A 24,476-nucleotide genomic window follows, 5' to 3' on the forward strand; every position below is an offset into this window, starting at 1 on the left:
GATCGCGCTCATGCCGCCCCCACCTCAGAAACTTCGGTTGCAGCCCCAGTCAAATCGACGTGCTCCGGCACGCGGATGCAACGCGCCTCGCGGTCAGCCTGCGTGCTGATCAATGGCGGCATCGCAGCGCGGCAAGCGTCGATCGCCAGGTCGCAACGCGGCTCGAAAGCGCAACCCGGCGGCGGTGCCAACGGGCTCGACACCTGCCCGCGAATCGCGAACAAGCGCTTGGGTCGCGGCTGTCCGGCGCGCGCCGTCTTGCCCGGCAAACAAGCCAGCAATCCTTGCGTGTACGGATGCTCCGGCGCAGCGAACATCGGCCGCACCGGCGCATGCTCGACCACTCGGCCGGCATACATCACGACCACATCGTCCGCATGGTGCGCAACCACGCCGAGGTTGTGCGTGATGAACAGAATGCTCATGCCGGTTTCCGCCTGCAGCCGTCGCATCAGCGCGAGGATCTGAGCCTGGATGGTCACGTCGAGTGCGGTGGTCGGCTCATCGGCGATCAGCAAAGTCGGGTCGCACGCCATCGCCAGCGCGATCATCACGCGCTGACGCATGCCGCCCGACAGTTGATGCGGGTACTCGTGGAGCCGCTGCGATGCAGCCGGAATCTCGACCAGTTCGAGCATGCGCAATGCGTGGGCCAGCGCCGCTTTGCGGTCGAGGCCCTTGTGCAACCGAACGCTTTCTGCGATCTGCTCGCCGATGGTGAACACCGGGTTGAGGCTGGTCATCGGCTCCTGAAAAATCATCGACAGCTCGTTGCCGCGGAGGCGTCGCATATCGGTCTCTGGGAGCTTCAGCAAGTCGACGGTACGGCCGTCGCGTGTCGCAAATGCTGTTTCTCCGGCGACCTGTGCGTTGGCGGTCTTGGGGAGCAGGCGCATGAGGGTGAGGCTGGTGACCGACTTGCCTGAACCCGACTCGCCAACCAATGCAGTGGTCTTGCCGGGTTGGATCGAGAAGCTGACGTCGGCCACCGAGCGAACCAGGCCGTCTTCAGTGGGAAAGCTGGTGCTGAGGTTCTTGACTGTGAGGCGGGGAGCGGTGGTCATGTCAGGTGCTCCAGTTATGGTTTCGGAAGCATTCGTCGATTCGCGCCGAGGGAGTACGCCGTCGATGCGATCCCGTTTCCCCCTGAACAATGTTGTTTGCAGACGGCTTTCCATTCATGCCGCCTTCTTCAGCTTTGGATCCAACAGATCACGCACACCATCACCAAGCAGCTGCAAAGACAGCGCAGTGAAGATGATCGCCAGCCCCGGAAACAGCACGACCCAGAACGCGCGGTCGGCATATTGCTGGCTCCCCGCGACCATCGTTCCCCAGGTCGGGATGTCGGGGGGTACGCCGACGCCGAGGAACGACAGGCCGGCTTCCGCGAGGATGGCGTACGCGAAGATGAACGACACCTGCACGAGGATCGGCGACATCAGGTTGGGCAGGATGTGGCGCCACAGGATGCGCGAGGTTCGCACGCCGAGTGCGCGCACGGCTTCGACGAACAACAACTCGCGAACCACCAACGTCGATGCCCGCACGACCCGCGCGACGCGTGGCGTGTAGACCAGCACCAGCGCCAGCACCACGTTGCTTAACGAAGCGCCCAAGATGGCGACCAGCGCGATGGCGAGCAGGATGTCGGGGAACGACATCATGGCGTCGACGACTCGCATGATCGGTGCATCGAGCCGACGGAAAAAGCCGGCGACGAGCCCCAGCGCGGTACCGAAGACAACCGAGCCAAAAGCCGTCAGTGCCGCGATGGTGAGCGAATAACGCGCACCATGAACGATGCGCGCGTACATGTCGCGACCCAGTTCGTCGGTGCCCATCAGGTGCTCGGCGCTCGGCGGCTTCAGGCGGTCCAGCACGGCGGTGTCGTTGGGATCGAACGACGCGAACCATGGCGCGCCGATCGCCATGACGGCGATCACCAGTAGCACCAGCGCGGAGATCATCACCGTGCGGCGATGCATCAGCTGGCGGAGTGTTCTCGGGAGCTGCATGACTGTGCGTTCCGTGTGTCGGCTTGCGCGCTCAGAGTTTGACGCGCGGATCGACTGCGACGTACAACAGATCGATCGAGAAATTGATGAGCACGTAGATCGCAGCGATCACCAGCAGCGCGCCCTGGATCACCGGGTAGTCACGCCGCAGCACCGCATTGACGACCAGGCTGCCCACGCCCGGCAGGCCGAACACGGTCTCGGTCACGACGGCGCCGCCGATCATCAAGGCAGCGGTCAGGCCGAGTACGGTGACGATCGGCACCAAGGCATTGCGCAGCGCGTGCTTCAACACGACAGTGCTTTCCGACAGGCCTTTGGAGCGCGCCGTTCGCACGTAGTCTTCACCCAGCACATCGAGCATCGATGCCCGCGTGAAGCGGATGATGAGCGCCGAGTTGAGCAGGCCCAGCACGGCCGCGGGGAGGATCAGTGAGTGCAGCCGTTCGAGCAGCGGCGCACCGGGCGCGCCATAGCCCGACACCGGAAACCAGCCGAACGACACCGCGAAGATCTGGATCAGCACGATGCCGAGCCAGAAGCTCGGAATGCTCGCGCCCAGCATCGCGATGCCGGTGAAGAACTGGTCGATCCAGCGCCCGCGAAACACCGCCGAGACGATGCCGCACGGCAAGCCGATCAGCGCCGCGATGGCGACTGCCATCAACGACAACAGCGTGGTCGGTTCGGCCCGCTCCCACAGTGCCTGCGTCACCGGCCGCTGCAGGAAAATCGATTGACCGAGGTTGCCTTGCAGCACCTCGCGCAGCCAGTAGCCGAACTGCACCGGCAACGGCTTGTCCAGGCCATATTCCTTTTGCACGCGCACGATGTCGGCGGCGGTAGCCTGGTCGCCGAGCAGCACCGACACCGGGTCGCCGGAGGCGGCGCGCGTCAGGATGAACACCAGCACCGCCACGATGGCGAGCACGATCAACATGCCCGCGAGGCGCGAAGCGAGGTAGCGGTACATCGCAAGACGCTTACTTGATCTTCGCATTCCAGAAGAACGGCCAGGTCGCGGGCTGGTAGTTGTCGAGCGCCGGGCTCCTGGCCGACAGGCCGTTGAACTTGCCGACGTTCACGTACGGCACTTCGTCGTAGACGACTTGCTGCACCTTGCCCCACAAAGGACCGCGCTTGGCAGGATCGCTCTCGACGTTGAAGGCCTGCAGCGCGGCCTTCTTGGCGGGCGTGTCCCACCAGCCGGGCGCGCCGTCACCCAACTGCGGCGGCGACAGCATCGGCTCGGGAAACTGGCCCGAATGCGTCACGTAGATGTCCCACAACTTCGGATCGTTGCGGCGCTGCACGAGCGTTGCCCAGTCGACGATGTTGAGTTCGACCTTGAAGCCGGCCTTCTTCAACTGCTCGGCCATCAGCAAGGCCATGTTGTAGTGAAAGTCGTACTGGCGGCTGGCCATCAGGCGAATTGGCTCGCCCTTGTAGCCGGCCTTGGCCGCAGCCTCTTTGGCCTTCGGTCCATTGCGCTGGTTGTACAGCTCGGTGCCGCTGGTCGAGTAGAAGGGCGAGCCCTTCGGGAAGTGATTGCCCTCTGCAATGAAGAAGCGCGTATCGCCGAAGCCAGCGGCCAGCATCTCGCCCTCGCCCATGCCGGTTTGCACAGCCTGGCGCATCGCCTGGTTGGCCAGTACGCCCTCCTTGGTGTTGAAGACCAGGTACGGGAAGCCGAACGATGGCGTGAGGATGGGCACGGTCTTGCCACCCGACTTTTCAAGCCGCGTCAGTGCCTCGACCGGCAGCAGATCGGCGAAGTCGTATTGAGCCGCCAGCGCACCTTCGACCCGCGTGCTCGCGTTGGGTACGGGCACGAAGCGCAGCTCTTCGATGAGCGCCTCGCGCTTTCCGCCATAGCCGTTGGCCGGCTCTTTGCGCGCGCTGTATTTGTCGAAGCGCGTCAGGATGACGAAGCGGTCGGGCTGACGCTCCTTGAACTTGTACGGACCGGTGCCGACGAAGTCTTTCAGCGGCTGCGCGATCGAGTCTTTCGCCATGATGGCGGCCATGCCGCTCGGCAATGCAAGCTGCGACACCAGCGGCGCATACGGCGCCTTCAGCACGATGTCGATGCCGAGCGCGCCCTTGGCCTTGAGACTCTCGAGCTGCACGCCCACCGCCTTGCCGCGTGGCGACTGCTCGATCCAGCGCTGCAGGCTGGCGACCACGTCGTCGGCGTTCAGTTCGCGGCCGTTGTGCAGCATCACGCCCTTGCGCAAAGTGATCGAGTAGCTCTTGCCGTCGACCGAGATTTTGGGCATCGACTCGGCGAGCATCGGCACCACGTTCCACTTGGCGTCGAAGGTGTAGAGCGGCTCGAACACGTGCTGCATGATGGTCGCGACCAGGTCGGCGGTCGAGGCCATCGGGTCGAGCGTTTGCGGCTCGGCCACCATCGCCAGCGTGGCGTAGTTGCGCGGCGCTTGCGCCAGTGCTGCGGGCGCTGCCACAGTCGCTGCGATGGCCAGCGCCGCCAGCAAGGCGCCTCTGCCGAGGGCATGTTTCAGGACAGATTTGGCTAGGTTGGTGGCTCGCATTGAAACTCCTTCGCTTCAGGATTGTGAAATTTACTTTCGCACTAGCTCGACTTTGAAGCATCAAACGTGCCAAATCACCCGGGAAAACCCTCTATTCTGGACCTTTCACTGAAATATAATTTCACAACCAAACACAGCGGCTCGTCCGCAGGAGTCTTTCATGCCTCTCGAATACCTCGGTGGATCGCCCACTGCCTCCGACCGCCAGGTCCGCCCTTTCTCCCCGGCCGTGCGCGCTGGCGACTTCATCTATGTGTCGGGCCAGGTGCCCGCCGACAGCAACGGTGAAATCGTGGCCGGCGGCATCGAAGCGCAAACGCGGCAGGTCATGGAAAACCTGAAGTCGGTGCTAGCGCTGGCCGGCGCAACGCTCGACGACGTCTGCAAAAGCACGGTTTGGCTGCAGGACGCGCGCGATTTCGGTGCCTTCAACCGTATCTACATGGGCTACTTCAGTGCCGAAGGCCGGCCGGCCCGTTCGACCACGGAAGCGCGGCTCATGGTCGATGCGAAGGTAGAGATCGACGTGGTGGCTTACAAGCCGAAGTGAACCCCGCGCAGGGTCCTCAGGGCGCGCCTGCGACTGCCGCCACGTAGGCGGCCAGTGTCTTGATCTGCACTTCGGTCAGCGTCTTGAAAGACGGCATCGGTCCGATGCCGTTGCGCATCGCCTTCTCGACCCGGTCGGCACCCGGGCGGAGGTCGTCGAGATCAGGGCCGATCTGTCCACTCGCGCCGGCTTTCTTCAGCGTGTGACATAAGGCGCAAGCCGGCAATGGCGCCACGCCGTCGACGAACAGCTTGCGCCCGTCGTCGGCTGAAGCTTGCGCCTGTGCGCCGATCGATGGCAGTAGCGATAACAGCGCGAGGCTGGTCGCCGCGAAAACGCGAAGACGCATCGCTTCAGGCGACCGTGATGGCGACGGCGTGGTCGCGCCAGCTCGAGTTCAGGTAGCCGGCTTTGTTCTCGACGCGGTTCTCGACCTGCACGTTGCCGCGCACATCGGTCACCCGGCTGGCCAGCACGTAATGGCCAGCGGGGAGCTGCACCGGCAGTTCGAACTGACGCCAGGCGAAGCGCCCGAGGTCGGGTCCGGCCAGCGCCGCACGCTGCCAGGTCGCGCCGCCGTCCACCGAAACATCGACCTGCTTCACCGCATTGACGCCGGCAAACGCCACGCCCTGAATTAGCAGACCGCGCGCGCCCAGTTTCGCAACGCCCGCCAGCGGCGTGTTGATCCACGACTTGGGCGGCATTTGCCACACCGACGGATCGGTCGGCCGCATCGATGCTTCGGCCGCCGGCGTCATGCGGTAGTCGGTCTGCTGGATCGACGAGTCGCTCTCAGCCACGGTGAAGGCCAGCTTCTTCACGTACTTGACGCTGTTGACGCCGGTGAAGCCCGGCACCACGAGGCGCAGCGGACCGCCGTGCGCCAGCGGAATCGGCTGTCCATTGATCTCCCACGCGAGCACGGCGTTTTCCATCGCTGCGGCTGGTACGCTGCGCTCGATGCGCGACTTGGCATCGACACCCCCCGGCAGCACTTCACCGCCGGTGCCCGTCATGAACAGCATGCCGGGCAGCACGCCACCGGTCGCATGCACGAGGTCGCGCACCGGCACGCCGGTCCACATCACGCAACCGGCAGCACCGACTTGCCACGGTGTGCCGCTCGGTTTGGACGGGAACATTCCGCGGCCGTTGCCGCTGCATTGCAGCACCATCGCCACGCGCTCGGTGCGCATGGCCTTGAGCTCGCGCACGGTGAGTGATTTGGGGCGACGCACGCCTTCGATCTGCAGCACCCACTCGTCAGGCCTTGCCACGATGTCGGCACTCGGCGGCGTCAGGTTGTTGCGCACATAGAGCTGGTTCACGGTGGTCAGCGCGCCGTTGCCGGCGGCACCACGGCGCGTCTCGATCGTGTTGGCGCTGTGCACGATCATCGAGCCGGCGTCCTTGAAGGCTGCATACGCGGGCAGCGATCGAGCCGGCGCGCCCTGCGCGAAAGCAGAACGGACCGGGCCCAACGTGCCGAAGGCGATGGCTGCGCCGGTGCCCGTCAGAAGGGAGCGGCGCAGAGGATTTCGCGCGAGCGGAAGGTCGGTCATTCGAGGGACTCTTTCGTGAAAGGATGACGATGACGATGTCGATGCGGCGTACCGACCGTAGATCCCGGGGACACGAACCGGAACGCCGCTGCCGACGCTTGCAGGCTCACTTGGCGTTCGTATCGACCGCGAGCCCGGCGGCACGCCACTCGGGCAGCCCGCCACGAAACCAGTTGACGTTTTTATAGCCGGCCTTCAGCGCGGCGATGCTGGCCTTGTGACTCTTCCAGCACTCCGGGCCGTTGCAGCCGAACACCAGCACGGCATCGCGTTCGGGGCCGAGCTTCGCAACGTTGAACTGATCGACATCCGAAGTGAAGTCCGGGTCTTTCGCCGACTTCTCGACGTATGGCACGAGCACCGAACCGGGCACATGGCCCTCGTTGAATTCGGCGTCGTTGCGCGTGTCGATGTAGCGAGCCGTATGGGCCGACAACATCGCGGCCACGGTCTTGGCGTCGACCACCTTGGCACCAGCCAGCGCACGCGGCGTGAAGTAGCCGAGCGTCGACACGTAAGTGAAATCTTGGGGCGACACACGCGTCGTCTTGCTGCCCGCGGCGGCGACTTCGGCAAGGTCGGCCCGGAATGCGTCGGCCGAGATCTTGGAGCCGTCCTTGATGGCCAAACTCAAGCCCGGCACTTCGCGCGATTCCATGATCACCTTCACCTGGCTGCCGGCTGCGATCCACTTTTCGTAGGTCGCCTTTTCGACACCCACCACGTCACAGCGCCCGATCTGCAAACAGACCAGCAGCGCGTCTTGATAGCGTGTTTCGTAGAGATCCCGAAAGTGGCGCTTGATCGTGGTGTTCGCAGCCACGGTTTCACCGCGCAGCAGGTACGTGACCAGGCTGTCCTGCATGGGAAGCCCAAGGCGCTTGCCCGCCGCCTGCTGGAAGTTGGTGATCGGGCTGTGCGTCGGCACGACGAGCACGGCTTGCGAGCGAACATCGAGCTGTGCGACGGGTGTGTAGCCGTAGCGCAAGGCCGAGCCGATGAGGTGGGCCGGGCCGACGACGACATCGGGAATGCGGGCGCGGGTGGCGCTCAGGTCGCTCGTCATGTCGGCCAGGCCGGCCATCGTCGAATCGTTGAACCGCTCCTTGCGCAGCACCTGCTCGATGGCCGTGCGCCAGGTCGTCATGGTGGCGCCGCGCGATTGCTCGCCCTGATCGCCAGGGTTCACCAGAATCTTCACTTGTGCGTGCGCTGCAAGCGAGAGCAGCAGGCCTGCGGCGACGCCGAGTCGGCGCAGCCCACGCGACGGCCAAGCGCCGCAACGCACAAATTCGTTGGTCATCCGTGTCCGCCCCTGCAAGTCAGTAGTTACTCTGAGTATGAAACGTTCAGATACAGAAACGCAAGAGCCACGAAAGTGCTCAGTCGGCCAGACGGCCAGCCACGAGGCGCAACACGCGGTCGCAGCGCGTTGCCAGCGTCTCGTCGTGGGTGACCATGACAAAGGCCGTGCCGTGCAGCCGCGCCAGTTCGAGCATGAGCGCGAAGACGCCGTCGGCGGTCGCGCGATCGAGGTTGCCGGTCGGTTCGTCGGCCAGCACGCAGGCCGGCTGCGTGACCAGCGCGCGCGCGATCGCCACGCGCTGACGCTCGCCGCCCGACAACTCGGCCGGGCGATGCTGCAGCCGCTCGGCGAGTCCGACACTGGTGAGCATCGCGGTCGCGGCGCGCGCGGCTTCGGCCGGATCGGCGCGCCGGATCTTGAGCGGCATCGCAACGTTGTCGAGCGCGCTGAATTCCGGCAGCAGGTGATGGAACTGGTAGACGAAGCCGAGGTGCAGATTGCGCATGCGACCCTGCTCCGCCGCATCGACCGTGGCGATGTTCTTGCCAAGCAGTTCGACGCTGCCCGCCGTCGGCGCGTCGAGGCCGCCCATCAGGTGCAGCAGAGTGCTCTTGCCCGAGCCAGACGCACCGACGATGGCCAGCGTTTCGCCGGCGCGCACGTCGAGGTCGACGCCGTGCAGCACGGTCAGGTCGAGCCGGCCTTCGTGGAAACGCTTGGTAAGGCCGCGTGCCTTGAGGACCACCTTCGACGATGCAACTTCACTCATAGCGCAGCGCCTCGGCGGGGTTCACGCGGCTGGCGCGCCAGCTCGGATACAGCGTCGCTGCGAAGGAGAGCACCAGCGAAATGATGGCGATCGGCATGATGTCGCTCTGTTGTGGATCGCTCGGCATCTTGCTGATCAGGTAGATGTCCTGCGGCAGAAAGCTGGTGTGCAGTGCGTGCTCGATGGCCGGCACGATCACGTCGATGTTGTAAGCCACGCCCAGCCCCAGCACGAGGCCGAGCACGGTCCCGATGACGCCGACCATCGCACCCTGCACCACGAAAATTGCCATGATGCTTTTCGGGCTGGCGCCCAGTGTTCGCAAGATGGCGATGTCGGCGCGCTTGTCGGTCACTGTCATCACCAGAGTCGACACCAGGTTGAAGGCCGCGACCGCGACGATCAGCGTCAGGATGATGAACATCATGCGTTTCTCGACCTGCACCGCAGCAAACCACGTCTTGTTCTGGCGCGTCCAGTCCTTGATCAAAAACGAACCCGGCAACGTGGCGGCAAGCTCATCGGCCACCTCGCGCGCCTGGTGCAGGTCTTTCAGCTTGATGCGCAGGCCGCTCGGGCCGTCGAGGCGAAACACGCGCTGCGCGTCTTCTTCATGGATCATCGCCAGCGCCGAGTCGTATTCGTAATGACCCGAATCGAATGTGCCGACCACTGTGAACTGTTTCAGCCTGGGCACGACGCCGGCCGGCGTGACCTGGCCGCCCGGTGCGATCAGCGTGACCTGGTCGCCATCGCGCACGTAGAGCGAGCGCGCGAGTTCGATGCCGAGCACCACGCCGAACTGGCCCGGCACCAGCTTGTCGAGCGCGCCTTTTTGCGCGGTCATGGAGATGTCGGTAACTTGCGGCTCGAGCTTGGGATCGATGCCACGAATCAGCGTGCCTTTCATGTCCTCACCGCGCGCGATGAGCGCTTGCGAGGCGATGAACGGTGCCACGCCGATCACTTCCGGGTTCTTGCGCGCAGCAGCGGCGATGGCGTCGATGTCTGCCAGCGCTTGCCCGTCGCGCGAAGTGATCTCGATGTGCGAGATCACGCCAAGCATGCGGTCGGTCACTTCTTTCTGGAAGCCGTTCATTACGCTGAGCACGATGATCAGGGCGGCCACGCCGAGCGCGATGCCGAGCATCGACACGCCGGAAATGAAGGAGATGAAGCCGTTGCGCCGCGTCGCCCGGCCTGCGCGCGTATAGCGCCAGCCAAGTTGCAGTTCATAGGGGATGGGCATAGGCCGGCGATTGTGGCATCCCGGACAATAGGCCCATGGTTGCCACCGCCTCTTCAAGTTCTCCCGGTTCGTCCCCTCGTCATCTGCTCATTCCCTATGCCGGACGCAACTCGCCCGCCTGCGCCGCCGCGCTTGTCGGCTTGCGGCTTCCCAATCTCGAAGCCCTGCTGGCACGCGCGACGCTCGCCGACGACGACACACAGGCAGACACCACCCGCTCGCCGCCGCACGAACGCGCGCTGGCACAAGCGCTCGGCCTGGCGTCTGAAGATGGCTGCATCCCTTGGGCCGCCCTTGAAGCACGCCGCAGCAAGGTCGCAGAGGCGGACGACGCCGAAGCCTGGGGCTGGGCCACGCTCTGTCACTGGCAGGTCGGCATCGACGACGTGGTGCTGGGCGATCCGGCCGCCATCGAGATCGACGCGGCCGAGTCCGACGCGTTGCTGAAAGCAGCGCAACCCTTCTTCGAAGAAGACGGCATTGCGTTGCACGCGTCCGCCGTGCCGGGCCGCTGGCTGGCGCGCAGCAAGGTTTTCGAAGGGCTCGCGACCGCCTCGATCGACCGCGCCATCGGCTGGCCGATCTCGCAGTGGTCGCCGCTGTCGGACCATGCAAGGTCGCTGCGCCGCCTGCAAAACGAAATGCAGATGCTGCTCTACACCCAGCGCGTGAACGACGATCGTGCAGCCCGCGGCGTGCCACCGATCAATTCGTTCTGGCTCAGTGGTACCGGGGCCTTGCCGCCGGACCTGTTGCCTTTCGATGTCGATGCACCCGAGGTGATCGGCACCCTGCGGCCCGCCGCGCTGCGTGACGACGGCGCCGCCTGGGCCGACGCCTGGCGCGCACTCGATGCCGGCCCGATCGCCGATGCGCTGGCCGCTGCAACCCGCGGCGACGATGTGACGCTGACGCTGTGCGGTGATCTCGCTGCCAAGCGCTTCACGACGCACAAACGCACGTTCGGGCGCTGGCTCAAGGGCCTGTTCGAGCGGCCTTCCGCGACCAACTTGCTGGCGACGCTGTGAAGATCGTCGCCCGGGTCATCCCGCCTCGCAGCGCCTGGGTGCTCGAACAAGCCGGCGTGCATCCGCTGCTCGCGCGCTTGTATGCGGCTCGCGGCGTGCTCGGCAAAGACGAACTCGACGACGGTCTCGCGCGCCTGCTGCCGCCCGACACCCTGCGTGGCACGCGCGAAGCAGCCGTGTTGCTGGCCGATGCCATCGCCGCCAATCAACGCATGTGCATCGTCGCCGACTACGACTGCGACGGCGCGACCGCCTGCGCAGTCGCCGTGCGCGGTCTGCGCCTGCTCGGCGCGAAGAGCGTGAGCTATCTCGTACCGGACCGCGTGATCGACGGCTACGGCCTGACGCCACCCATCGCCGAGCGCGTGGCCGACCGTGGCGCCGATTTGCTCATTACCGTCGACAACGGCATCGCCAGTGTCGACGGCGTTGCGGCAGCGCAGGCGCGCGGCCTCAAGGTGCTCGTTACCGACCATCACCTGCCTGGCCCGCAGCTGCCATCGGCCGAAGTGCTGGTCAACCCGAACCAGCCCGGCTGCGACTTCGAAAGCAAGAGCATCGCCGGCGTCGGCGTCATGTTCTATGTGCTGCTGGCTTTGCGTTCCGAGCTGCGCGCGCGCGGCGTCTTCACGCTGGCGAATCAGCCGAAGCTCGACGTGTTGCTGCCCCTGGTCGCGCTCGGCACCGTGGCCGACGTGGTCAGGCTCGATGCCAACAACCGCCGCCTGGTGGCACAGGGGTTGCGCCGCATCCGTGCGGGCTCGATGCAGGCCGGAATCGCGGCGCTGTTCAAGGCGTCCGGTCGCAACGCACCCACGGCCACCACCTTCGACTTCGGCTTTGCGCTCGGCCCGCGCATCAATGCCGCCGGGCGGCTCGCCGACATGACGCTCGGCATAGAGTGCTTGCTGACCGACGACGCCGCACGCGCCGACGAGCTGGCACGCACGCTCGACGGCATCAACCGCGAGCGGCGCGACATCGAGGGCGGCATGCGCGACCAGGCACTGCTGCTGGCCGAGTCGCTGTTCGATGCGAGTGGCGACAGCAGCGAGGCGCCGCCGCCGGCCATCAGCGTGTTCGATGCGGCATTTCATGAAGGCGTGGTCGGCATCGTCGCGTCGCGTCTGAAGGATCGATTTCATCGGCCGACCTTCGTCTTCGCAACGAGCGCAGCGCCGGGCAAGGAAGCGGAACTCAAAGGCTCGGGCCGCTCCATCCCTGGCTTCCATCTGCGCGACGCATTGGACCTTGTTGCCAAGCGGCATCCAGGCGTGCTGCTGCGCTTCGGCGGCCATGCCATGGCAGCGGGTTGCACGGTGGCCAGCGAGCACTTCGAGACCTTCTCCAAAGCCATCGCACAGGTCGCGCAAGAGTGGCTCGCCGCGTCGTCACTGGTGCGCCAGATCGACACCGACGGTCCATTGGCGCGAGAGTATTTGCGCGTCGATCTGGTCGATACGTTGCACCGCGAGGTGTGGGGCCAGGGCTTTGCGCCGCCGACTTTCAGCGAGGAGGTCGAGGTGCTGTCGCAGCGGCTCGTCGGCGAAAAGCACCTGGCGCTGAAGCTGCGCCATCAAGGGCAGCCGATCGACGGGATCTGGTTCGGTCATACCGATCCGTTGCCCGCGAAGGTGATGCTGGCGTTTCGGCTCGATGCCGACGAATGGCAGGGCGTGCGGCGGGTGCGCTTTCTGGTCGAGGGGGCCGAGGGCTAGATTGCGCCGTCGCCTTTCTTCGCCAGCAAGCTGACCAGCTCAGGCACCAGCGCCTGCGGATCGCCCTCACGCAGCGCGCGCTCAAAGGTCTCGTGCACACCGTCCGCGATGGCGCGCGCAGCGCCGATGTCGCCCGCCATCGTCGTGTAGTAGCCCATGTCCTTGGCCGCGTTCGACATGAAGAAGCGCAGCCCCGACGGATCGCGCGACAGGATGTACGGCTTCATGCGCTCGAGCGCCAGACCGCCACCACCGCCCTTTGCCAGCACATCGACCAGCACCTCGGGCGCCACGCCCGACCGCTCGGCACACGCAGCCGCTTCGGCCAGCAGGCCGACAAAGCCGAGCGAGACGTAGTTGTGCAGCAACTTCATGCGATGGCCGGCACCGACCGGGCCGGCATGTGTGATGTTCTCGGCGAAGCAGGCGAGCAACGGCTTGCACTCTTCGAACGAGGCAACATCGCCACCGACCAACAAATTGAGACGACCTTCGGCAGCTTCTTTCGGCGTGCGGGTCATCGGTGAGTCGATGAAGCGGCCGCCGGCTTCGGCCACCAGCTTTGCCAATCGCTCGGTTGAAGCAGGAAGCGCGGTGGAGCAATCGATGATCACCGCGTCTTTGCGCAAGCCCTGCAGTACCCCATCGTCGCCCATCAAGACGGCCTCGACCTGCGGCGATCCGGTGACGCACAGAATGACGATATCGACCGCCGCTGCGAGTTCGCGCGGCTTACCGTATGTGGTCACGCCCGCCGCCTTCAGCGCATCGAGCGGCTGGTTGCCAGCGTGCTCCAGGACGGCCAGCGGATAACCATGCTTCACGATGTTGCTCGCGATGCCGTGGCCCATCATGCCGACGCCGATCATTCCGATCTTCTTCATTTTTAGTCTCCAGAAATTGGGTTGATTTGGCCTGAGTCCTGAGCGGATCAGGGCCGCCTGAACTCGTGATTTAACCCGACATAGAAGCCGCGCGCATGCTCGGACCCGGTGCGCGAGGTCGTGACGTCGAGACTGGTGAACGGAGTGAAGTTGAAGCGTGCCCCGATGCGTGTGGTCCATGCGTCGAACGCACGGTTGCGTTCTGCGAGCAAGGAGACCTTCTCGGTCAGCGCCCATTCCGTGCCAAGGCCGCGGCGCAGCGTGCGCTCACCCGTGACGGTCGCCCAATCTGCACCGATATCCGCGTGGATCTGCCAGCTGGGGGTTGCAACCAGCGTGAACGGAAATACCAGCTGCCGTCCCGGCTTGCCGTGGTGGGTGCGGTCGAAGGTCGCGTTGGCCGACACCGCGCCGCTGAAGCGTGCATCGGCCGCCTGGCCGAACCAGGTCCACTTGAGCTGCGGACCAATGAAGTAGGTGCCGGGGTTCGACGTGCGATCCAGGTTGACGCCCAGCTCGATCGGCCCGACACGGCAGGTGGGCCCGACATGCAACGCGATGACCGGTACCGCGCCAGAACGGCCGCCCCATGTCTCGACCAGGCACTGACCGGGGTCTAGCGTGCCCGCATCGTCGACGTCCAGATGGCCGCCAGCCAACGCGCTGCCCGCGTGCAACAGGCCCAGCAGACACAGCAAAGCGGCACCGGCCACCGCCATGCCTCGCTTCATGCTGCTCGTTGTTTTCATCGTGGGCCTCCCGGATCGACCGCGTCTTGGCGCGCAGTCGATGCGTCATCGTGGACGCGTTCGGCAAATTCTAGGATGCCAAAACGGCAAGTCGATGACGCTGCGCACCCGCGGCGCCGTAGGCGTCAGGCTCGGATTCCTGGCTCAGCTTCTTCGATCAAATCTCGAAGTGCGGCTGCAACTCGCGAATGCGCTTCATGGCAACGCCCGCTGCCGCTGTGCGCGTCTCGACGCCGAGCTTCACGTACACGCGCTCCAGATGCTTCTTGGCGGTGGCCGGGCTGCTGCCGAGGATCTCGCCGATGTCCTTGTTGGTCTTGCCCTTGACCACCCAATAAAGCACTTCGGCCTCGCGCGCCGTGAGCTTCAGGCTCAGGCTCATGGCCTCGATGACGGCGACGTCGGACACCTCGCGCAGGATGATCATCCATTCGGCACCGTCGTCGTCATGGCCGGTTTGCTGGTGCAGCCGCAACGTGAGGCTGCGCGCCGCGAGGCCGATCGCCAGGACAGGTGGCTCGATGCGGTCGACCGTCCCCGGTAGGTGCAGGCGCAACCAGTCGAGCACCACGGCCGGCGTCTCGGGCGCGCTGGTGCCGCAATAGCGCAGCAACAGTTCGCGCGCCAAAGCGGTCTGCCAGATGAGCCGGCCTTCGGGCAGACGCACTGTGATGCTCGCGTAGCCAAACGCATCGAGCGCGTTGCGCGCCTGGCCAGCCTGTTGCGCCGCCTGCCGCGCACGGCGTGCGCCCTGCAGATGCACGTTCATGCGCGCCAGTACTTCCTTCGGCTTGATCGGCTTGGTGACGTAGTCGACACCGCCCGCTTCCAGCGCAGCGACCAAGTGCTCCGTCTCGGTGAGGCCGGTCATGAATACGATAGGAATGTGCGCGGTGGCCGGGTCGGCCTTGAGCCGGCGCGCGACCTCGAAGCCGTCAATGCCCGGCATCATGGCGTCGAGCAGCACGATGTCGGGCCGGGCCTGCGCGGCACGCTGCAACGCGGCTTCGCCATTGGTCGCGACCAGCACGGTGTAGCCGGATTCGTCGAGTGCATCGTGCAGCACGGCCAGGTTGTCGGGCACGTCATCGACGATCAGCACCAGATCGGTGTTGCGGGCCAGCGGGCGTTCTGTCGCGGCTGGCACAGGAGACGTTCCGGTGTCGGATGTCGGATCGGCGCTCACTTGCAATCCATCGCTTCGAACTTGAACTGGCGCGCCAGGGCGCGTTGCGCGCTGGTCCAGGCAGCGCACTCGGGCTGCTCGGCATCGATGTCGTCGAGCTGATTCATGATGCCGCGAAAGTAACCCAACCCGACGGCTTCTTCCAATGCGCGCAAACGTTCGGGTGCGGGGCGCACCATGATCGGCGCTTCGACATCACCGGTCGCAGAGGGCTTTGACGGTGTGGGTGTGGCGGTCCATTGCAAAACGAGCCGCCGCTCCAGCCAATCTAGCAACTCGCTGTGGCGCACCGGCTTCACGAAAAAATCTTCCGGCGTGATGCCGACGTCGTTGTCGAGCCGCTTGTCGAACGCATTGGCCGAAACGATGGCGATGACGGTGTGCGACAGGCCCAGCTTGCGAGCACGGCGAATCGTTTCCCAGCCATCGATGCCAGGCATCGCCAGGTCGACGAACATCGCATCCGGCCTATAGCCAGCGGCCAGCAGGTCGAGCGCATCGTGGCCGCTCGCAGCCGCGCGCAACTCGAAGCCGAGCGGCGTCAGCACCTGCACGAGCAATTCGCGATCGGCCTCTTCGTTGTCGACCACCAGCAGGCGGCGGCGCTCGCCTTCGTAGCCACGGCGCACACGCGCCACGGGTGCCGGCAACTGCGCAAGGCGCGGGCCGGCCAGCGCCTCGTGCACGCGCGGCAGGAACAGTCGAACGCGGAAGATCGAGCCGACGCCCGGCCTGCTCTGCACCTGCATCTCGCCTCCCATCAGGTCAGTCAGCATCTTGGCGATGGTGAGGCCGAGGCCAGCGCCCGGCGCCGAACTGCTGCCGACGTTGCTGCCACCGCCGCCTGCTGATATGGCCGGGTTGCCACCCGACGCCCCCCGCGAAAACGGCTCGAAAATGCGCTCGATGTCTTCGGCTGCCATGCCCGGGCCGGTGTCTTCGATCTCGATGGTCGCGAACTCGCGTGCATGCGCCAGCCGCAAAGTGACCTGCCCGGCGGCGGTGAACTTGATCGCGTTGCCGAGCAGGTTGATGAGGATCTGCCGCACCCGTTTTTCGTCGGCGCGCACCACCTCGGGCAAGCCATCGGCGGGCTCGAAGACGAAGGCCAGGCCCTTCTCTTCGGCCTGCAGTTCGAACATGTCGGCCAGCTCGCGCAGCGTGTCCGCAAAGCGCATCGGCCGCGCATGCAGCGTGAGCTTGCCGGCCTCGATGTGCGCGATGTCGAGCGTGCCTTCGATCAGCGACAGCAAATGCTCGCCGCCACGCTTGATGACGGCCACCGCCTGCTGTCGGTGCGGCGGCACGGAGGCGTCTTCGCCCATCAGCTGCGCGTAACCCAGGATGCTGTTGAGCGGCGTGCGCAGCTCGTGGCTGATGGCGCTGATGTAGCGGCTCTTGGCCTGGTTGGCCTGGTCGGCTGCGCGCTTGGCCTGCTCCGCGATTTCGCGTGCCTCGTCGGCAGCCTGCTTGGCCGCTTGCAGGGCACGGTCGGTTTCATGGTGCAACGCGATTTCGCGCACCAGCAAGTGCGTCTGCCGGTTCGATTCTTCTTGCGCCACCTTGCGACTCTGTTGCGCCAGCACCAGCCACCAGGCGACGATGCCGGCCAGCACCAGCAGTGCCATGTAGACCTTCGAAAAGCCCGATCGCAATGCCGCCTGCGCGCCCACCGTTTCGTTGGGCGTCATGGCCTGAAGCGTGCCTTCGGCCAGCGCCCGCAGCTCCTGCGTGTAGAGCACGCCGAAGACGATCGCCAGCAGCGGCACGATGATCAGCATCAACAGCAGGAAGTGGCCGAGCCCGGTGTCGAGATAGCGCCAGCTGCGTTGGGGCAGCAGCCAGCGCAAGACGGCCGACCATTGCGCCGACAGGCCGGCCTGCGGCTTGCACAGGTCGCCGCAACGCGCATCGAGCGTGCAGCACAGGGAACAGATCGCGCCCTGGTACGCCGGGCAATGCGCCATGTCCGGCCCTTCGTACTCGCGCTCGCAAATCACGCAGCGCTGCACGGCCAGCCGCTGGCGAGCTCCGACTTCGGCGGCGACCCGCGCCCATCGCACCGACCGGGCGCCGGGGGCAGGCGCGAACAGCGCGGCACCGTTTCCGTTGGAAGTCCGTGCGATGTAGTACTTGCCGCCGGTTGCCCATGCGATGAACGGCGAGGTCACCAGCGCCGTGCCGAGCGCGATCAACGCTGAAAACGCCTGCGCCATCGGCCCGAAAAAGCCGAGGTAAGCCGTGATCGAGAGCACCGAGGCCAGCGCCATCGCACCGACGCCGACCGGGTTGATGTCCCACAGATGCGCGCGCTTGAACTCGATGCCCGGCGGCGACAGCCCGAGCGGCTTGTTGATGACCAGATCGGCGACCACCGCCATCATCCAGGCGATGGCGATGTTGGCGTAGAGCCCGAGCACATCGCCCAAAGCCTCGAACACGTTCATCTCCATCAGCATGAAAGCGATGAGCGCGTTGAACACCACCCACACCACGCGGCCCGGATGGCTGTGCGTGACCCGCGAGAAGAAGTTGCTCCAGGCCAGCGAGCCCGCATAGGCGTTGGTGACGTTGATCTTGATCTGCGAGATCACCACGAAGAGCGCCGTCGCAGCAACCGCCCAGCCGTAGTTCGGGAACACGTACTCGTAGGCCGCGAGGTACATCTGGTTCGGATCGACGGCCCGTTCGACCGGCACCATGTGCGTGATCGCCAGATAGGCCAGAAGCGCGCCACCGAGCATCTTGATCACGCCGAGAACGACCCAGCCCGGCCCACCCGCCAGCACGCCGGCCCACCACCGCCCGCGTGTTGCTGCGGTGCGTTCGGGCATGAACCGCAAGTAGTCGGCCTGCTCGCCCATCTGCGTGATGAGCGCGATGCCAACCGTCAATGCCGCACCAAAGAGGCGCAGGTTGAAGCCCGCCGAGCCGCCCTTCTCACCGCTGTAGTGCGTAATTCCGGCAAAGGCGCCCGGATCGCGCACCACGACGAAGCAGAACGGCACGACCAGCATCAGCAGCCAGATCGGCTGGGACCAGAGTTGCAGGCGGCTGATGGCCGATACACCGTGCGTCACCAGAGGGATCACGACCAGCGCGCAGATCAGGTAACCCCACACCGGCGGCACACCCAGCGCGAGCTCCAGCGCATAAGCCATCACCGCCGCTTCGAGCGCAAAAAAGATGAAGGTGAACGACGCATAGATGAGCGACGTGAGCGTCGAGCCGATATAGCCGAAGCCAGCGCCACGCGTCAGCAGGTCCATGTCGACGCCGTAGCGCGCCGCGTACACGCTGATCGGCAAGCCCGCCAGAAAGATGATGAGCCCCGTCACCAGGATGGCCCAGAACGCGTTGGCAAAACCGTACTGCACGAGCAGCGAGGCGCCGACCGCCTCCAGGATCAGGAACGAAGCCGCGCCGAAAGCCGTGTTGGCGACCCGCCATTCAGACCACTTGCGAAAGCGCTGCGGCGTGTAGCGCAGCGCGTAGTCTTCGAGCGTTTCGCTCGCGACCCAGCTGTTGTAGTCGCGCCGCACCTTGACGATGCGCTGTGGCGCTTCGTCGGGTCCAGGGGGCGTGGCGGGGTTCGGATTCACATTTTCCCGGTGCAGATTTCATGCCACGGCACAGGCACGCGCAAAGGGCGGCATGACTGTTGCAACGCTTACCCGTTGCTCATAATGCCCTGATCATGGAACTCACTCCGCGCGAAAAAGACAAGTTGCTGATCTTCACTGCCGCCTTGCTGGCCGAAAGGCGGCAGGCACGGGGTCTGAAGCTCAACTACCCCGAAGCCATTGCGCTGATTTCTGCCGCCGTCATGGAAGGGGCGCGCGATGGCAAGAGCGTCGCCGAGCTGATGAGCGCCGGCCGCAGCGTGCTGACGCGTGCCGACGTCATGGACGGCATCGCCGAAATGATCCCCGACATCCAGGTCGAAGCGACCTTTCCCGACGGCACCAAGCTGGTGACGGTTCACCAGCCGATCGTTTGAAGCCCAACGACCACAACGACCATCACGAGGATCTCTTTTCATGCGCACCGCTTCTGTATCCACGAGCTTCATCGCCCTGCTCGCACTGCTGCCGCTCGCGGCCAGCGCGCACACCGGCGTCGACGGCGGACTGCACCACGGCCTGGTCAGCGGCTTCATGCACCCGCTGACCGGCGCCGATCATCTTGCGGCGATGGTGGCGGTAGGCCTCTGGAGTGCGCTGTCGGCACGTCGCGCCTGGCCCGATCTGTTGTGGGCGCCGCTCGGCTTCGCGGCGATGCTGCTGGTCGGCGCGCTGATCGGTCTGGCGGGTGTCCAGCTGCCGGCGGTCGAACCGATGATCGCGGCATCGCTGCTGGTGCTCGGCTTGCTCGTCGTCACGCAGAAGCATCTGCCGCCTGCCGCCGCAGCCGTGCTCGTCGGCGGTTTCGCGATTTTTCATGGCGTCGCACATGGACACGAACTGGCGAACCAGTCCAGCGCGGCGCTGACGCTCGCCGGCATGGTGGCCGCGACGGTGCTGCTGCACCTGGCCGGCATCGCGGTCGGTTGGGCGCTGCGTCGTGGCAATGTCTGGCTGCCTCGCGCAGCCGGTGCTGCAGTGGTGGCACTCGGTGCCGTGCTGCTCGTGCAAGCCGCCTGACCGGAGCCTTCGCATGATCCCCGGCGAACTCTTCACCGACGAAGGTGACCACGCGCTCAACAGCGGCCGGCGCACGCTGACGCTCATCGTGCAGAACACCGCAGACCGGCCGATCCAGGTCGGCTCGCACTATCACTTCGCCGAGACCAACGGCGCGCTCGGCTTCGACCGAGAAGCGGCGCGCGGCATGCGGCTGAACATCGCGTCGGGCACAGCGGTTCGCTTCGAGCCGGGCCAGCAGCGCACGGTCGAATTGGTCGACTTTGCCGGCGACCGCGTGGTCTACGGCTTTCGTGGCCTGGTCCAAGGAAAACTCTAGATGGCAACGATCGGACGCCGCGCCTATGCGGAAATCTTCGGCCCCACCGTGGGCGATCGCGTGCGGCTCGCCGACACCGACCTCATCGTCGAAGTCGAGGCCGACTACACCTTGCGCGCCGGTGCCTACGGCGAAGAAGTGAAGTTCGGCGGCGGCAAGACGATCCGCGACGGCATGGCGCAATCGCAGCGCACGCGCGACGGCACAGGCAGTGGCCCGACGGCCGGTGGCGCCGTCGACACGGTGATGACCAACGCGTTGATCCTCGACCACTGGGGCATCGTCAAGGCAGACATCGGACTGAAGGGTGGCCGCATCGTCGCCATCGGCAAGGCCGGCAACCCCGACGTGCAGCCGGGTGTCGACATCGTCATCGGGCCTGGCACTGAAGTCATCAGTTGCGAAGGCAACATCGTGACGGCTGGCGGCATCGACAGCCACATCCATTTCATCGCGCCACAGCAGATCGAAGAGGCGCTGACCTCCGGCGTGACGACCATGCTCGGCGGCGGCACCGGCCCGGCGACCGGCACCTTCGCGACGACCGCGACGCCCGGCCCGTGGCACATCGAACGCATGCTGCAGGCCGCCGACGCGTTCCCGATGAACCTCGGCTTTCTGGGCAAGGGAAACGCCAGCCTGCCGGACGCGCTGCACGAGCAGATCAATGCCGGCGTGATCGGCCTGAAGCTGCATGAAGACTGGGGCACGACGCCTGCCGCGATCAGCAATTGCCTGGACGTGGCCGACGCCACCGACACGCAGGTGGCGATCCATTCCGACACGCTGAACGAATCGGGCTTCGTCGAGAACACCATCGCGGCGGTCGGCGGGCGCGGCATCTGCGCCTTTCATACCGAAGGCGCGGGCGGCGGTCATGCGCCGGACATCCTGCGGGTGGTGGGTGAAGAGAACTTCTTGCCATCGTCGACCAACCCGACGATGCCGTACACGGTCAACACGCTCGACGAGCACGTCGACATGCTGATGGTGTGCCATCACCTCGACCCGGCCATCGCCGAAGATCTGGCCTTCGCCGAGTCGCGCATCCGCAAGGAGACGATCGCAGCCGAAGACATCCTGCACGACCTGGGCGCCATCAGCATGATGAGCAGCGACAGCCAGGCGATGGGCCGTGTCGGCGAAGTCATCATCCGCACCTGGCAGACGGCGCACAAAATGAAGGCGCAGCGCGGCTGGCTGGCACCGACCGGCCAGGGCGAACTGGTCGAGGCGCTGCAACGCAACGACAACTTTCGCGCCAAGCGCTACATCGCCAAGTACACGATCAACCCCGCCATCGCGCACGGCATCGCACACGAAGTGGGCAGCATCGAGGTCGGCAAGTGGGCCGACCTGGTGGTGTGGAAGCCGGCATTCTTCGGTGTGAAGCCGTTCACCATCATCAAGGGCGGCACCATCGCTATGGCCGCCATGGGCGACCCCAACGCGTCGATCCCGACGCCGCAGCCAGTGCATTACCGGCCGATGTTCGGCGCCTACGGTGGTTCGCTCCACAGGAGCTCACTCACCTTCGTTTCGCAAGCAGGCTTGGCAGCGGGCATCGGCGAAAAGTACGGTCTGCACAAGACGCTGGTGGCGGTTAAGAATGTGCGCGGCATCCGCAAGAAGCACATGGTCCACAACGGCCTGACGCCGAAGATGGAGATCGATCCGCAGACCTACGCGGTGCGTGCCGACGGCCAGTTGCTGGTGTGCGATCCGGCGACCTCGTTGCCGCTGACGCAGCGGTACTTTTTGTTCTAGCGCGTCTGATCTCGCCTAGCGTTGAACACGCTATTCCCTCCTCAATTTTTTGCCCCCATGCTGACCGCCAACAAACTGATGCCGCAGGGCAAGGGCCTCGCGCCCGTGCTGCTCAAGCGTGCCGCCACCATCGAACTCGACTGGGACGTTCGCCAGAAGAGTCGCTTCGACACCATCGATTCGCAAGGCCGGCAGGTCGGCATCTTCTTGCCACGCGGCACTGCCGTACGCGGGGGCGACGTGCTGGTGGCCGAAGACGGCTCGCTGATCCGAGTGATTGCGTCGCCGCAGCCGGTGCTGGTCATCACCCATTGCACCGAACACGGCACGCCCTTCGACCTGACACGCGCGGCCTACCACTTGGGCAATCGTCACGTGCCTATAGAGCTCAAGCCCGACCACCTCAAGATCGAGCCCGACCATGTGCTGGCGGCCATGCTGCGCTCGATGCACCTGATCGTGCGCGAGGCGGAAGAGGCCTTCGAGCCGGAGGGCGGGGCATATGGTGCGCATGCGTCCGGCGACCATGGTCATGCGCACGGGGCTCAATCTCATGCGGCCACCGGCAAGGCGCCCGTCGGCCCGGTGCTCCACCCCGACGCCTACGCACAGCCGCAAGACAATGGCCATCCGCACAGCCATGCGCAAGGTCATGACCACGGCCACGATCACGATGGTCCGCACCACGCGCACTGACCTGCATGCCTGACCCTGCCGCGCCTGTGGGCGCCCTGCCGGCGTCCAGCCTGCTCCAGCTCATCTGGCTGGCCTCGCCGGCGCTGCCCATCGGCGGCTTCTCGTACTCCGAAGGCATCGAGGCCGGCGTCGAATGGGCCGGCCTTGCAACGGAAGCGGCAGCCTCCGACTGGCTGGTCGATCAGCTGCATCTGACCCTGGCACGCGGCGACCTGTCGATCGTCGCCCAAGCCATCGACACCTGGCGCACGCAAGACACCGAGCGCCTCGCCCGCCTCAACGCCTGGGTGCTGCAGACCCGCGAGACCGCCGAGTTCCGCCTGCAGACCGAGCAGATGGGCCGCTCGTTCGTCGAATGGCTGAAGCTGCATCACGACGACGTGGTGGCCTCGTTCGACAAGATGCCGGTGACCTACCCGATCGCATTCGCCTTTGCCGCATCGCGCACGCAAGCCACCGTGCGCGATGGCTGCCTCGCCTTTGCGTTTGGTTGGGCAGAGAACATGACAGGCGCCGCGGTCAAGTGCGTGCCGCTCGGCCAGAGCGCCGGCCAACGCATGCTGGGCCGGCTGGCTGCTGAAATTCCGCATGCGGTCGACCACGCCATCGCACTCGGCGACGACGATCGTCAGGCCTTCTCTCCCATGCTCGCCGTGCTTTCCGCGCGGCATGAAGCCCAGTATTCACGCCTCTTTCGAAGCTAAGGTCCACACCATGTCCTCCGCCCTGCACCACATCCCCAACCGCACCAAGAAACTGCCGCCGCTGCGCGTGGGCATCGGCGGTCCGGTCGGCTCGGGTAAGACGACGCTGCTCGAAATGCTGTGCAAGGCGATGCGCGACAAGTACGACCTGATCGCCATCACCAACGACATCTACACCAAGGAAGACCAGCGCATCCTGACGGTCGCCGGTGCGCTGCCAGCCGAACGCATCATGGGTGTCGAAACCGGCGGCTGCCCGCACACTGCCATCCGGGAAGACGCGTCGATCAACCTCGAAGCCATCGACCGCATGCTGGGCGAGTTTCCGAACGCGGACGTGGTGTTCGTCGAGAGCGGCGGCGACAACCTGGCCGCCACCTTCAGCCCCGAGCTGAGCGACCTGACGATCTACGTGATCGACGTTGCCGCAGGCGAAAAGATCCCGCGCAAGGGCGGTCCCGGCATCACCAAGAGCGACCTCTTCATCATCAACAAGACCGACCTGGCGCCCTACGTCGGCGCCAGTCTGGAAGTGATGGAAGCCGACACCAAACGCATGCGCAAGCAGCGGCCCTACGTCATGACCAATCTCAAAACCAAGACCGGGCTGGCCGAGGTGGTCGCGTTCATCGAAGAGCGGGGAATGCTGGCCGAGGCCTGAGCACAGGAGAGCGGCGCGTCAGCGCGCGCCGCGACTTCGACCACGGGTTTTCCCGGAGTCGGAGTGCAGTTGGGAAGTCGCGCAGCCATTTCACGGCTGTCGCAGCCTC

Annotated in this window: 23 protein-coding genes; 10 read left to right on the plus strand and 13 right to left on the minus strand. The window is 65.4% G+C overall.

Features of this window, described 5'->3' with window-relative positions; all coding sequences use genetic code 11:
* Positions 1–8 precede the first annotated feature (8 nt).
* The 4 genes from RCH10_RS05475 to RCH10_RS05490 all read right to left on the minus strand — a co-directional run bounded on the left by RCH10_RS05475 (position 9) and on the right by RCH10_RS05490 (position 4,573).
* The gene (locus RCH10_RS05475) at positions 9–1,064 is read right to left on the minus strand and encodes an ABC transporter ATP-binding protein (protein ID WP_409051597.1); all 1,056 of its coding nucleotides are present in this window, start codon (positions 1,062–1,064) and stop codon (positions 9–11) included.
* A gap of 114 nt (positions 1,065–1,178) precedes the next feature.
* Entirely contained in the window at positions 1,179–2,018 is an 840-nt protein-coding gene (locus RCH10_RS05480; RefSeq protein ID WP_323497682.1) for an ABC transporter permease, read from the minus strand.
* Positions 2,019–2,049: 31 nt separating this feature from the next.
* A complete protein-coding gene (locus tag RCH10_RS05485) occupies positions 2,050–2,991 on the minus strand; it encodes an ABC transporter permease (protein WP_409051598.1) in 942 nt (313 codons plus the stop codon).
* Between the two features lie 10 nt (positions 2,992–3,001).
* The gene (locus RCH10_RS05490) at positions 3,002–4,573 is read right to left on the minus strand and encodes an ABC transporter substrate-binding protein (protein WP_409051599.1); all 1,572 of its coding nucleotides are present in this window, start codon (positions 4,571–4,573) and stop codon (positions 3,002–3,004) included.
* 160 nt (positions 4,574–4,733) lie between these two features.
* Here RCH10_RS05490 and RCH10_RS05495 point away from each other — a divergent pair, with 160 nt between their 5' ends.
* Positions 4,734–5,123 (plus strand): RidA family protein, encoded by a 390-nt coding sequence (locus RCH10_RS05495; protein ID WP_409051600.1) that lies wholly within the window; start codon positions 4,734–4,736, stop codon positions 5,121–5,123.
* Positions 5,124–5,139: 16 nt separating this feature from the next.
* On the opposite strand, the gene RCH10_RS05500 is transcribed toward RCH10_RS05495, so the two are convergent.
* The 5 genes from RCH10_RS05500 to RCH10_RS05520 form a co-directional block, all read right to left on the minus strand.
* Positions 5,140–5,472 (minus strand): c-type cytochrome, encoded by a 333-nt coding sequence (locus RCH10_RS05500; protein ID WP_409051601.1) that lies wholly within the window; start codon positions 5,470–5,472, stop codon positions 5,140–5,142.
* A gap of 4 nt (positions 5,473–5,476) precedes the next feature.
* On the minus strand, positions 5,477–6,688 hold the full coding sequence (locus RCH10_RS05505; RefSeq protein WP_409051602.1) for a sulfite oxidase: 1,212 nt from the start codon (positions 6,686–6,688) through the stop codon (positions 5,477–5,479).
* Positions 6,689–6,794: 106 nt separating this feature from the next.
* On the minus strand, positions 6,795–7,991 hold the full coding sequence (locus RCH10_RS05510) for a rhodanese-like domain-containing protein (RefSeq protein WP_409051603.1): 1,197 nt from the start codon (positions 7,989–7,991) through the stop codon (positions 6,795–6,797).
* 79 nt (positions 7,992–8,070) lie between these two features.
* Positions 8,071–8,763, minus strand: coding sequence for a lipoprotein-releasing ABC transporter ATP-binding protein LolD (gene lolD / locus RCH10_RS05515; protein WP_323497684.1), 693 nt, complete (start codon positions 8,761–8,763; stop codon positions 8,071–8,073).
* Positions 8,756–10,012: a lipoprotein-releasing ABC transporter permease subunit gene (locus tag RCH10_RS05520; RefSeq protein ID WP_323497685.1), complete on the minus strand. Its 1,257-nt coding sequence runs from the start codon at positions 10,010–10,012 to the stop codon at positions 8,756–8,758. Before RCH10_RS05520 ends, lolD begins: the two co-directional genes overlap by 8 nt.
* Positions 10,013–10,047: 35 nt before the next feature.
* Here RCH10_RS05520 and RCH10_RS05525 point away from each other — a divergent pair, with 35 nt between their 5' ends.
* Complete coding sequence (locus RCH10_RS05525; protein ID WP_409051604.1) at positions 10,048–11,040, plus strand: hypothetical protein; 993 nt, start codon at positions 10,048–10,050, stop codon at positions 11,038–11,040.
* Positions 11,037–12,758, plus strand: a complete 1,722-nt coding sequence (gene recJ / locus RCH10_RS05530; protein ID WP_409051605.1) for a single-stranded-DNA-specific exonuclease RecJ — start codon at positions 11,037–11,039, stop codon at positions 12,756–12,758. Before RCH10_RS05525 ends, recJ begins: the two co-directional genes overlap by 4 nt.
* Here recJ and RCH10_RS05535 read toward each other — a convergent pair.
* From RCH10_RS05535 to RCH10_RS05550, 4 genes are all read right to left on the minus strand, one after another.
* The gene (locus tag RCH10_RS05535) at positions 12,755–13,693 is read right to left on the minus strand and encodes an NAD(P)-dependent oxidoreductase (protein WP_409051698.1); all 939 of its coding nucleotides are present in this window, start codon (positions 13,691–13,693) and stop codon (positions 12,755–12,757) included. The two genes, recJ and RCH10_RS05535, sit on opposite strands and share 4 nt — an antisense overlap.
* Entirely contained in the window at positions 13,690–14,391 is a 702-nt protein-coding gene (locus tag RCH10_RS05540; RefSeq protein ID WP_409051606.1) for a hypothetical protein, read from the minus strand. The genes RCH10_RS05535 and RCH10_RS05540 overlap by 4 nt, the downstream gene beginning before the upstream one ends.
* A gap of 157 nt (positions 14,392–14,548) precedes the next feature.
* On the minus strand, positions 14,549–15,538 hold the full coding sequence (locus RCH10_RS05545; RefSeq protein WP_409051699.1) for a response regulator: 990 nt from the start codon (positions 15,536–15,538) through the stop codon (positions 14,549–14,551).
* A 35-nt stretch (positions 15,539–15,573) separates the two neighbouring features.
* A complete protein-coding gene (locus RCH10_RS05550; protein ID WP_409051700.1) occupies positions 15,574–19,194 on the minus strand; it encodes an ATP-binding protein in 3,621 nt (1,206 codons plus the stop codon).
* An 80-nt stretch (positions 19,195–19,274) separates the two neighbouring features.
* Here RCH10_RS05550 and RCH10_RS05555 point away from each other — a divergent pair, with 80 nt between their 5' ends.
* From RCH10_RS05555 to ureG, 7 genes are read left to right on the plus strand one after another with little or no spacing between them, the layout of a single operon-like run.
* The gene (locus RCH10_RS05555) at positions 19,275–19,577 is read left to right on the plus strand and encodes an urease subunit gamma (protein ID WP_068631962.1); all 303 of its coding nucleotides are present in this window, start codon (positions 19,275–19,277) and stop codon (positions 19,575–19,577) included.
* A gap of 40 nt (positions 19,578–19,617) precedes the next feature.
* Positions 19,618–20,220, plus strand: coding sequence for a HupE/UreJ family protein (locus tag RCH10_RS05560; RefSeq protein ID WP_409051607.1), 603 nt, complete (start codon positions 19,618–19,620; stop codon positions 20,218–20,220).
* Between the two features lie 13 nt (positions 20,221–20,233).
* Positions 20,234–20,539, plus strand: coding sequence for an urease subunit beta (locus RCH10_RS05565; protein WP_409051608.1), 306 nt, complete (start codon positions 20,234–20,236; stop codon positions 20,537–20,539).
* Positions 20,540–22,306 carry an urease subunit alpha gene (gene ureC / locus RCH10_RS05570; RefSeq protein ID WP_409051609.1) on the plus strand — a complete coding sequence of 589 codons (1,767 nt, stop codon included), beginning with the start codon at positions 20,540–20,542 and terminating at the stop codon, positions 22,304–22,306. It abuts the gene before it with no gap.
* A gap of 57 nt (positions 22,307–22,363) precedes the next feature.
* Entirely contained in the window at positions 22,364–23,002 is a 639-nt protein-coding gene (ureE, locus tag RCH10_RS05575; protein WP_409051610.1) for an urease accessory protein UreE, read from the plus strand.
* 5 nt (positions 23,003–23,007) lie between these two features.
* A complete protein-coding gene (locus RCH10_RS05580; RefSeq protein ID WP_409051611.1) occupies positions 23,008–23,706 on the plus strand; it encodes an urease accessory protein UreF in 699 nt (232 codons plus the stop codon).
* Between the two features lie 10 nt (positions 23,707–23,716).
* Entirely contained in the window at positions 23,717–24,367 is a 651-nt protein-coding gene (gene ureG / locus RCH10_RS05585; RefSeq protein WP_187052887.1) for an urease accessory protein UreG, read from the plus strand.
* Positions 24,368–24,476: the final 109 nt, after the last annotated feature.

The organism is Variovorax sp. GrIS 2.14 (assembly GCF_046115955.1).
GTDB lineage: Bacteria > Pseudomonadota > Gammaproteobacteria > Burkholderiales > Burkholderiaceae_C > Variovorax.